Origin of the sequence: Telluribacter humicola, from assembly GCF_017355935.1 — a bacterium.
Taxonomy (GTDB): domain Bacteria; phylum Bacteroidota; class Bacteroidia; order Cytophagales; family Spirosomataceae; genus Telluribacter; species Telluribacter humicola.
Window position 1 is genome coordinate 151,616 of sequence record NZ_JAFIQT010000009.1, and the last position, 10,403, is coordinate 162,018.

Consider the following 10,403-nt stretch of genomic DNA (forward strand, 5'->3'; position numbering starts at 1 on the left):
ACCCCATGAAGAAGAAATATATCGCTATCGCAGCCCTAAGTGGCATGTTAGTACTGAATAGCTGTACCAACCTGATGGAAAACGTGCTGGACGAGACCTCCGCAACGGGGCTATCGGATCGGCAGGCGGCTGATGGGATCATTGCCCCGGTATACGCTCTGCTACCTAACCTCTTTCAGCACACCAACTACTTTGCTATACAGGAGATTTCGACCGATGAGGCTATCCTGCCTTACCGGGGTGGTACCGACTGGGGGGACAATGGTATCTACCTGGCCATGCACCAGCATACGTACACCAGTACCGATCCTAACCTGCGCAATACCTGGAATCTGCTGCTGCAAAGTATATCCCGGGCGATTACCGCTATTAATACTCTGCCAACACTCGATGATCCTGTAAGCCGGATGTACCTGGCCGAAGCGCGGGGTATGCGGGCGTACTACTCTATGCTGACGCTGGATCTTTTCGGATTGGTGTTTGTCAAAGATGACCTGAGTGCTACTTCTACCATACTGCGGGGCGAGCAGGCTGTCGAATATATCAAGAGCGAATTTCTGGCTGCTGAGCCCAATCTGGAAACTAATGTAGGGCCTGGTCGCCTGACCAAAGGAGCCGTATGGGGCCTGTTGGCGCGGCTACACCTCAATGCTGCCGTGTACCGTGATCCCTACGCGGCTACCTTCAATTTCAAGCCGGAGGATATGGATAAGGTAATAGAGTATACGGATAAGATTATCTCGTCGGGACAGTACCAGCTGGCCAGGGAGTACTTCTCGATCTTTGATGACAACAACCACGATAATAAGGAGCTCATTTTTGCGGTAGATCAGCGGGCTGATCTCAATGGTCATAACCGCATGGCTTACTTCTCCCTGTCGGGCGATCAGTTCCCGCTGCCAGCCTTCCCGGCTGCCAACGGTACCGACGGACCGGGTATTACCTCTGACTACTACCAGACCTGGGTCAATGCCTACGCTCCCCTGGACCCATCGGTGGACCCTCGCTTCCACAAGCAGAACCTGGAAATCTATACAAACCCCGAAGCCACCTGCGTAGCGGCCGAAAACTTCCACATCAACCGAGGTATTTTGCGTGGTCAGCAGTATGGTTTGATCCGGAAAAACGGTGCTTTCCTGAAGTGCCCGGATGGACGTATGCTGGTAGGCCCGCTCTTTAACGATACCCGCAACCGTCCTACGTTGCCTGTTAACTTCACAGAGAAGATTGATTTTACCGTAGAAGGAAGCGACTACAACACAGGTTATCGGGTGGAAAAGTATGAGTTCAGCCGGAAGTCTGCCAGTGGACGTAACTTCGGCGAGGCTGATATCGTTATTCTGCGGCTGGCTGATGTATACCTGATGCGGGCCGAAGCTAAGCTCCGCAAAGGAGGTGACGCTGCCAGCGCCCTGGCTGATGTAAATACCGTGCGGGCTGCCCGTACTGCTACTACGCCTCCACCTCCCCTGACCAGCATGTCGCTGGATCTGTTGTACCGGGAGCGGGGCTTTGAACTGTACTGGGAGCATCAGCGCCGTACGGATATGATCCGGTTTGGTAAGTACGAAGATACCTGGACCGAAAAGACCAATACGGACAAGCAAAAACGGATTTTCCCGATTCCGCAGACGGCCATTGACGGTGCCTCTAACTTACCCGGCTACCTTCAGCAGAACCCAGGCTACTAAGCAGAGCAATTAGTGTAAATAACCCTTTAACAAAAGAAAGCACGCCCATCGGGCGTGCTTTCTTTTTATATAACAATACGCAGTTCTAAGCTATAACTGCTGAATCTGCTGCGACTTGATTTCGGCCAGGATCTCACCCGCTCCGGCAGCTATCAGCTCTTCGGCCAGGGCTGTACCCAATTGCTCAGCATCAGCGTCAGGCCCCGTTTGGGTGCGGCGAAGTAGCTCACTACCATTGAGGCGAATGATTCCTCCCGTGACGGAAAGCTGGCCGTCAGTAGAAGTAGCCAGCCCGAATACCGGTACGCTACAGCCTCCCTGCAGGTACTTCAGGAATGCCCGCTCGGCCCGCAGGCACACCTCGCTGGCAGGATGGTTGAGTAGGCGACGCAGAGTATTTTTCTTTTCTTCGTCCAGCGAAGCAATACACTCGATGGCCACGCTACCCTGTCCGACGGCGGGTGTAAACTCATCCAGCGAAAGATGCTCTGCGATCATATCATCGTATTCCATGCGGTGCACACCGGCATAAGCCAGTAGCAGCGCGTCGCACTGTCCCTCTTCCAGCTTTCGTAGGCGGGTCTGCAGGTTACCGCGCATGTCCACCGTCTTGATGTGGGGGTAGAAGTGCTTCAGGACAGCCACCCGCCGGGTAGAGGAGGTACCTACCACAAAGGGCTTTCCGCTCTTCAGCGAAAGACTCTTGTCATAGCTTACCAGTACGTCGTTGGCCTGCTCGCGTTCGGTAAAGGCCAGGATCTCAAACTCTGCCGGTAGCGATGACTGCAGATCCTTGGCGCTGTGGACGGCTATATCAATGCCGCCAAAGCGTAGCTGATCTTCCAGCTCTTCCGTAAATACTCCCTTCGAGCCGATCTTTGACAGGGAGCGGTCCAGGATCTTATCACCTTTAGTTTCGATGATTACGATCTCCGTAGTAAGCCCTCCTTTCTGTAAAAGCTCCTCGACGTAGTATGCCTGCCATAGGGCCAGTTTACTACCTCGCGTTCCAATCTTTATATGCATTTTTAGTTGCTTTAGGCTGTATGCCTTAGGCTATATGCCCAAAGCAGTAAGCACTATGGAAACAAAATTAGTACAAATCCTATTTCTAAACCCTGATGAATGTCACACCGAAGAAGCGTATAGCTTATAGCATAAAGCCTACAGCAGCTAAACCCCAACAGTATCTCCTTCGTCCGCTTTGATCTTTTCTTCTATATAGCTGATGACCTCCGCGGCTACGTCGATGCCGGAGGTTTTTTCAATTCCTTTCAGTCCCGGTGAGGAGTTGACCTCCATCACCAGAGGCCCCCGCTTTGACTGTAGCATATCGACCCCCGCCACTCGTACACCCAGTGCCCGGGCTGCCGCTATGGCCGTTTCTTCTTCCTGCGGAGTCAGTTCAATGCGTTGTCCTTCGCCGCCCTGGTGCAGATTGGAGCGGAATTCACCCTCCATACCCTGGCGCTTCATGGCCGCTACTACGCGGTTGCCGATCACGAAAGCTCTGATATCAGCTCCACCGGACTCCGCTATGAACTCCTGGATCAGAAAGTTAGCCTTTAATCCATAAAAAGCCTCTATCGTCGACTTGGCCGCCTGTGCGCTCTCAGCCAGCACCACACCTACGCCCTGAGTACCTTCCAGCAATTTTATGACCACCGGCGGTCCCCCCACGATCTTGATGAGGTCTTTTACCTGCGTGGCATTCTTGGCAAAAACGGTCTTCGGAATATCGACCCCGGCTTTGGTCAGGATCTGCATACTTCGCAGCTTATCGCGTGATCGCGTAATCGCCTGGGACTTCACCGTCGAAAACACCTTCATCAACTCAAATTGACGCACAACCGAGCAGCCAAAGGCCGTTACTGAGCTACCAATGCGAGGTATGATGGCATCAATATCCGTTATTAGTTCATTTTTATATATAACAGAAGGTTTCCCTCCCTCTACAATCAGGAAGCATTTAGTATGGTCAATGACCACAGCCTCATGACCTTTAGTCTTAATAGCCTCCACCAGCCTTCGTGTAGAGTAAAGGTCGGGATTGGTGGATAAAACGGCAATTTTCATATATGAGTTTTAAGCGATTGTTGAAGCAGAGGCATCCGGTTTTTCGGATGTACTGGATTTTTTTGTTTGTGATGAAAGGTTCTTCTGGGAAACGTCAACAATGAATCGTCCATTAAGAAGTTTACGGCCTATAAGTACCGGATATGTCATTTTCTGGCGATCGGCCAATGAGAACTCCGTTCGGATCTTTCGCCCAAACAGCGTAATCTGTGTTTTGATTATATAACGGCGTTCTTCCTGACCAAATGAATTTTTTATGGTTCTTTCTTTAAAATCACTCACCGAAAAGCGCTGTCTGGGAGCTCCCTTCTGTACGTCCAGATAAAAGCTGAGCCGGGTTTGTTCGCCCTGCCTGACCAGACGTACCCGTGAGCAGTGAATAGCGGAGGTAGCGGCTCCCGTATCAACACGGGCCTGTACATCGTGCCAACCCAATTCAGGGAAGTCTACGATCTCCGTTGCTCCGATAACATCTTTACTTTGTTTTTTGGACGACTTCTTCGGCTTTTTTTTCATTTTTTAAAAAGCTGTGCCACCGTAAGGGACAGGTCCAGGAATACCATTTTGGCCCGCACATTACGCTCTACGTGGTAGTAAGCCTCGTTGACTTCACCAACCATGCCTTCCAGTGCGTTAATAGAAACCGCTTTCGAAAAGTTCTGTACGAAAGACAGCTCCTCGCCCGGTACACGTAGTAGTTCACCCGCTCCCTGGGTCCATACGAGCATATCACGGAATAACCGTAATGAATACTCAAAAAGCCCCTTCTGTGTTTCTTTGTTCATGGCATCAAAGGCGTCAGCCAGTTTGACCAGGTGCACCACATCATTCCTGTAGCAGGAGCGCATCCAGTCGGCAAACCAGGTCTGGCGGTCATCGGGGCTCTCTTTGGCCATGCGTTTGGCTTCGGCCAGGTTACCGTCGCAAAGGTAGGCGATCTGTCGGGCACGGCTTTCCTCTACCTGATGATGCTTTTGTAAAAAATCACTGACCTCGTCGTCGTCAAAAGCCGGAACAGCGACCCGTTGTGTACGTGACAGGATGGTAGTAAGCAGGCGGTCAGACTGATCGCTTACCAGTATAAAAAGTGTCTTGGCCGGAGGTTCTTCCAGGATTTTGAGCAGGGCGTTGGCCGAGGCAATATTCATCAGCTCCGGCTTCCAGATAATCAGGATCTTGTATTCGCCTTCGTATGATGTAAGAGCCAGCTTACGCAGTACATTCCGGGCTTCTTCTACCGAAATATTTCCCTGCTTATTTTCGGCATTAATAAAGTCCAGCCACTCAGGCAGCACCCTGTAGGGACTTTCTAGGACAAATTCGCGCCAAAGGGGCAGAAAAGCCTCACTCGTGTTGCCGCCTACTTTTTTGGAACTGGCAATCGGAAAAATAGAGTGAAGGTCGGGGTGAACCAGCTTGTTCATTTTGACGCAGGAGGCACAGTGTCCGCAGGCATCGTCATTCAGTCGCTCCTCACAGTTGATGTAGGTAGCAAACGCGAGCGCCAGCGCCAGGGTACCTCCGCCGGCGGGACCGTCAAAGAGCTGTGCGTGTGCTACGTGGTTGTGGTGAACCGACCGTATAAGCGCCTGCTTTACGTAGTCCTGGCCGGGTATATCTTTGAATAGCACGGTATATCAGAAAGAACGTATATCTTGTTTCATGCGTACGGCCTGCGTACGCTCAAATACTTCCCATAGCAGGGTTTCTTCCGCTTCTCCAAACGGTACCTCACGACGGATTACCGTTTCGCGGTCTACGGCCATGGCTTTCTCGAAGCGGTAGGTACTAAAGCCCTCGGCTTGTCCTCCCCACGTAAACGACGGGATGAACTTTGGCTGAAAGCCTGCTCCGAATATATTCACATTAACACCTACCACCGTACCCGTATTGAACATGGTACTAATGCCGGCTTTGGTGTAGTCGCCCATGAAGAGTCCGCAGAACAACCGTCCGGTATCTACCAGTTCGCCCTTCGCGTAGCTGTATAGCTTTACGTTGGTATAGTCATTCTTGAGGTTCGAGTTGTTGGTATTAGCGCCCAGGTTACACCATTCACCCAGTACTGAGTTGCCCAGGTAGCCCGAGTGCGCTTTATTGCTGTACCCGAATAGGACTGAGTTATTGACTTCGCCGCCTACTTTACAATAGGGACCCAGGGTAGTGTTGGGGCGGATAGTAGCTCCCAGATTAAGTACGGATTCTTCTCCCATGGCAAAAGGCCCCTGCACTACCGATCCCTCGCTGATCACGGCATTCTTACCAATATAGATAGGACCGTTCTCAGCGTTCAGAATAGCCGCTTTGATACTAGCTCCCTCCTCTATAAAGATAGCCTCCGGATTATAGCAGCGCGTAAAGGGGTCAGTCACTCCGGCTGAAGTACGCCCCTTTGTAATCTGTTTGAAGTCGGCTTTGATCTGTGCGCCATTCTCTCCGAATATATCCCACAGTTGCCGGATCATGACGATAGGCTGGGTATACTGTTGAACGTTGGAGACAGTAATATCTGAATCAGGACGCCAGTTGGAAGTAGTCCGTATAGACAGTAGTTCATTTTGCTCCGATACCAGGGCCGTTTCGGAGGGCAGCGCTTTTAGGGCAGAGACCACCGACTCGTCCGGACAGAGAGAACCATTTATGTACAGATTATCTTCGGCAGTTACTAGCGGAAACCTGTTCTGCAGATAGGGCTCAGTCAGGTACGATGGGAGAGTATCCAGTACATCAGTCCATTTTTCGGCTAGGGTTCTGATGCCGCAACGAATACCCGCAACAGGTCGTGTAAAGGTAAACGGAAGTAATTGAATGCGTAAGGCTGGATCGTCGAACAGGACTACGTTAATCATGCCAATGGGATATGGTATGGTACGTTCAAATTTCGCCCAATTTATTGGATCGGGCAAAAAAAAGAGGCAGTCTCTTTGCTGCTGCAATGGGAGACTGCCTCACTAGTACTTATGTTCCTTATATGCGGGCTATTACTTGCCGTAACGCTTTCTGAACTTGTCAACACGACCGGCTGTATCAACCAGTACGTTCTTACCTGTGTAGAAAGGGTGTGACTTAGAAGAAACTTCTACCTTGTAAACAGGGTACTCTTTACCATCTTCCCACTGAATAGTTTCGCTGGTTTGGATAGTCGAACGGGTAATAAACTTGTCGTCGCTTGACAAATCCCAAAAAACTACGTCTCTGTAAGTAGGATGAATATCTTTTTTCATCGTTATCTATTGTTAATGTGTTATTTACGTTTCTGCGAAAAGGACTGCAAAAATAGGAACTTATTCTTATCTCCCCAAACACTGCAGGTTATATTTTTTATTTTCAGTCATTGACGAAGTTTATGGCCTAAACTCAAATCATTTTCTTGACCAACTGAGTTATAGTAGTTAAATTATAGAGCACGCGTACATAGTAACTGTTTGATTAACAAGTAACTACCAGCCTTTTTGTGGGGTAAATTTTTTTGTGGTATTATTTTGATAGGATAGGTTAGGTAGTGAATTCTATAAGCGGCTTGAAATAAGAATCTTAACAATTCATTAACATTCAAAACCGATTAGATTTTTCCCTGAGGCCCGAAAAAGCCCGTTGTTTTTTCACCGCTAAAGCCGTTACTTCAAGGAAAAATTTTGAGGCGCTACGTCTGAGTGAGTATTAAAATCAATCTATAACTTCTTGAAAACCAACTCTATACCATGCCAATGTACGTAATCAAACGCGATGGTCGAAGAGAGTCTGTGAAATTCGACAAAATCACAGCTCGAATTGAAAAGCTCTGCTATGGTCTCGATGGGAACTATATTCAGCCCATTGAGGTAGCTAAGAAAGTGGTGGCCGGTATTTATGACGGTGTGACTACGGCTGAGCTTGACAACCTGGCTGCGGAGACTGCTGCTTCCATGACTACCAAGCACCCTGATTACGCTATTCTGGCAGCGCGTATTGCTATTTCTAATTTACATAAGAATACGTTGAAGTCCTTCTCGGCAACGATGAAGCGCTTGTATACGTACGTGGACCCCAAAACGGGGGAGAATGCTTCTTTGATCTCTAAGGAAGTATACGACGTGATCCGCCGCAACGCTGCGGTACTGGACTCTACTATTATATATGACCGCGACTACGCGTATGACTACTTTGGGTACAAGACCCTCGAGAAGTCATACCTGTTAAAGGTAGACGGAAAAATCGCTGAGCGTCCGCAGCACATGCTCATGCGTGTGGCTATCGGTATTCACCAGACTGATGTTCAGGCGGCTGTCGAAACTTATAATCTGCTATCAGAGAAGTGGTTTACGCATGCTACGCCTACCTTATTTAACGCAGGTACTCCTAAGCCGCAGATGTCGTCGTGCTTCCTGCTTACCATGCAGGAGGATAGCATCAACGGTATATATGATACCTTGAAGCAGTGTGCGCTTATCTCGCAGTCGGCGGGGGGTATTGGTTTGAGCATCCACAATGTCCGTGCTACCGGGTCCTATATCAAAGGTACCAATGGTACTTCCAATGGTATAGTACCTATGCTGCGTGTATTTAACGATACCGCTCGCTACGTAGACCAGGGAGGTGGAAAGCGCAAAGGCTCGTTTGCTATCTATATGGAGCCGTGGCATGCCGATATCTTTGACTTCCTGGATCTAAAAAAGAACCACGGTAAGGAAGAGCGCCGGGCCCGTGACCTGTTCTACGCCATGTGGATTCCGGACCTGTTCATGAAGCGTGTAGAGGCCAATGACACCTGGTCGTTGTTCTGCCCGCACGAGTGTCCGGGACTGGCCGATACCCACAGCGAAGAATTCGAAAAACTGTATGAGCAATACGAACTTGAAGGCAAGGCTCGCAAGACCATCAAGGCACAGGACCTTTGGTTCGCAATTCTGGAGTCACAGATCGAGACAGGTACACCTTATATGTTGTACAAGGACCACGCCAATGGCAAGTCCAACCAGAAGAACCTGGGTACTATCAAATCATCGAACCTCTGTACTGAGATCATGGAGTACACCGCTGCCGACGAGGTAGCCGTGTGTAACCTGGCTTCGATCGCACTGCCTAAGTTCGTGACCAAAGGGGCCGACGGCTTTGTGCGTTTCGACCACAAGCAGCTCTTTGATATCACTAAGGTCGTAACACGTAACCTTAACAAGATCATTGACCTGAACTACTACCCCGTACCCGAGGCTGAGCGCAGCAACAAGCGTCACCGTCCTATAGGTATAGGTATTCAGGGATTGGCAGATGCTTTCTGTCTCATGCGTATGCCGTTTGACTCGGACGAAGCTCGTCAGCTAAATAAAGATATATTCGAGACCATCTATTACGGTGCTATGGAAGCTTCTATGGAGCTGGCCCGTAAAGAAGGACCTTACGAGACCTGGGCTGGTAGTCCTATCTCACAAGGTATATTCCAGTTTGATATGTGGGGAGTGAAGCCCGACAGCAACCGCTGGGATTGGGAGAAGCTGCGTAAAGAAGTGATGAAGTACGGTGTACGCAACTCACTGCTTATGGCACCTATGCCAACCGCTTCAACCAGCCAGATCCTCGGTAACAACGAGTGCTTCGAGCCATTCACTTCCAATATCTACGTACGCCGCGTACTTTCCGGAGAGTTTGTTGTAGTTAACAAGTTCCTTCTGAAAGACCTCGTGAAGCTCGGACTCTGGAATGAGGACATGAAGAATAAGCTGATCATGGCCAATGGCTCGGTTCAGCCTATTCCTGAGATTCCTCAGAACATCAAAGACCTGTACAAAACGGCCTGGGAGATCAAGCAGCGTGCTATTATGGATATGTCGGCTGATCGTGGGGCCTTTATATGCCAGTCACAGTCGCTCAACATCTTCATGGAAGATCCTAACTTTGGTAAGCTGACCTCTATGCACTTCTACGCCTGGAAGAAAGGCCTCAAGACTGGTATGTACTACCTGCGTACCCGTGCCGCCGCCGATCCGGTCAAGTTCACGGTGCAGAAGCAGGCCGAAGCCCAGATCGAACCCGCCGTGGTAAGTGTGGAAGAGAAAGAGCTCAACTACGCTCAGTACGCGGAAGAGCACAAGAAGCCAGTCACTCGTGACAGCCGCTCCGATATGCAGTGTTCTCTCGACGATCCCGAAGGCTGTGAGGCTTGCGGTGCATAAGGCTACGTTTGAGAAACCTTCATAAGATGAAGAACTAGAAGCCCCTTAGCGGCGCTACTATATTACACCTTAAAGGCCCCTGTCCAACAAAGACAGGGGCCTTTTTTTATGATAAAATAAGCTGCTATCCTATATATAGGCAGTGGTAAGGAACAACTAAAAGCAACACTGGGAGTATCTTTCTTCTATAATAGAATGTTCTACAAAACTCCCGTCCAAAGGAACAACCAGAGCTACCACGAAGTTATATCTAAGGCTTCGGATCGGAAGCATCAGCCAATCAGCTCCTTAGCAGAAACCTGAAAAATATTTCCTAAAGTACTTGCAGAACAGGTAGTGTGTATACTACTTTTGCACTCCCAATCAACGGGAAGAAAGGCACAGCAGACGGCTGACCTGGGGCCGCAAGAAGCCCCTGAGTAGTGAAGCAAAAAGTTCTCTCCTTTGTGAGGAACTAACAAGACTCCCGGTGCCGTTATAACCAGGT

Annotated in this window: 8 protein-coding genes; 2 read left to right on the top strand and 6 right to left on the bottom strand. The window is 49.6% G+C overall.

Annotated features, from left to right (window positions below):
• Positions 1-5: 5 nt before the first annotated feature.
• The gene (locus JUB14_RS25395) at positions 6-1,691 is read left to right on the top strand and encodes a RagB/SusD family nutrient uptake outer membrane protein (protein ID WP_207509677.1); all 1,686 of its coding nucleotides are present in this window, start codon (positions 6-8) and stop codon (positions 1,689-1,691) included.
• Between the two features lie 90 nt (positions 1,692-1,781).
• Here JUB14_RS25395 and hemC read toward each other — a convergent pair whose 3' ends face one another.
• The 6 genes from hemC to JUB14_RS25425 all read right to left on the bottom strand — a co-directional run bounded on the left by hemC (position 1,782) and on the right by JUB14_RS25425 (position 6,991).
• Positions 1,782-2,717, bottom strand: a complete 936-nt coding sequence (hemC, locus tag JUB14_RS25400; protein WP_207509678.1) for a hydroxymethylbilane synthase — start codon at positions 2,715-2,717, stop codon at positions 1,782-1,784.
• A 147-nt stretch (positions 2,718-2,864) separates the two neighbouring features.
• The gene (gene rimK / locus JUB14_RS25405) at positions 2,865-3,767 is read right to left on the bottom strand and encodes a 30S ribosomal protein S6--L-glutamate ligase (protein WP_207509679.1); all 903 of its coding nucleotides are present in this window, start codon (positions 3,765-3,767) and stop codon (positions 2,865-2,867) included.
• Between the two features lie 9 nt (positions 3,768-3,776).
• The gene (locus JUB14_RS25410; protein ID WP_207509680.1) at positions 3,777-4,283 is read right to left on the bottom strand and encodes an ATP-dependent zinc protease family protein; all 507 of its coding nucleotides are present in this window, start codon (positions 4,281-4,283) and stop codon (positions 3,777-3,779) included.
• Positions 4,280-5,398: a DNA polymerase III subunit delta' gene (gene holB / locus JUB14_RS25415; protein WP_207509681.1), complete on the bottom strand. Its 1,119-nt coding sequence runs from the start codon at positions 5,396-5,398 to the stop codon at positions 4,280-4,282. The genes JUB14_RS25410 and holB overlap by 4 nt, the downstream gene beginning before the upstream one ends.
• Positions 5,399-5,404: 6 nt before the next feature.
• The gene (locus JUB14_RS25420; RefSeq protein WP_207509682.1) at positions 5,405-6,616 is read right to left on the bottom strand and encodes a GlmU family protein; all 1,212 of its coding nucleotides are present in this window, start codon (positions 6,614-6,616) and stop codon (positions 5,405-5,407) included.
• Between the two features lie 132 nt (positions 6,617-6,748).
• A complete protein-coding gene (locus JUB14_RS25425) occupies positions 6,749-6,991 on the bottom strand; it encodes a type B 50S ribosomal protein L31 (RefSeq protein ID WP_207509683.1) in 243 nt (80 codons plus the stop codon).
• 483 nt (positions 6,992-7,474) lie between these two features.
• On the opposite strand from JUB14_RS25425, the gene JUB14_RS25430 reads away from it, so the two are divergent.
• Positions 7,475-9,916: a ribonucleoside-diphosphate reductase subunit alpha gene (locus tag JUB14_RS25430; protein ID WP_207509690.1), complete on the top strand. Its 2,442-nt coding sequence runs from the start codon at positions 7,475-7,477 to the stop codon at positions 9,914-9,916.
• Positions 9,917-10,403 lie beyond the last annotated feature (487 nt).